The sequence below is a fragment of the Planktothrix serta PCC 8927 genome (assembly GCF_900010725.2).
In the GTDB taxonomy this organism is placed as follows: Bacteria; Cyanobacteriota; Cyanobacteriia; order Cyanobacteriales; family Microcoleaceae; genus Planktothrix; species Planktothrix serta.
Genome location: NZ_LR734861.1, coordinates 1 through 336 on the forward strand (window position 1 = coordinate 1; position 336 = coordinate 336).

The window sequence follows — 336 nt, forward strand, 5'->3', positions numbered from 1 at the left end:
AAACTTTAAAGGTGTTAACCAATAAACCCTTATTGATTCAGGCAACAGGACGTGGTACTCGTCAAATGTGTGGTACAGACAAATACGGATTTCCAACACGACATCGCTCACGAATACAGATTCACAAAGGCTTTCAGACAGGCGATATTGTTAAAGCTGTTGTTACCGCAGGTAAGAAAATAGGATTTTATTTAGGTCGAGTTCTTTGTCGTGCATCTGGCAGTTTCGATCTAGCCACACAAAACGGAAGAGTAACAGGAATTAGTCATAAATATTGTCAATCAATTCATAAAAAGGATGGTTATTCTTACGGATTCTAAAAGAACTCAGGCGGTT

1 pseudogene is annotated in these 336 nt (G+C 38.7%); it reads left to right on the forward strand.

Going from position 1 to position 336, the window contains the following annotated elements:
- Nucleotides 1-320 (forward strand): annotated as a pseudogene (locus PL8927_RS08250) (RNA-guided endonuclease IscB); the annotation flags it as partial.
- Between the last annotated feature and the right edge of the window lie 16 nt (nucleotides 321-336).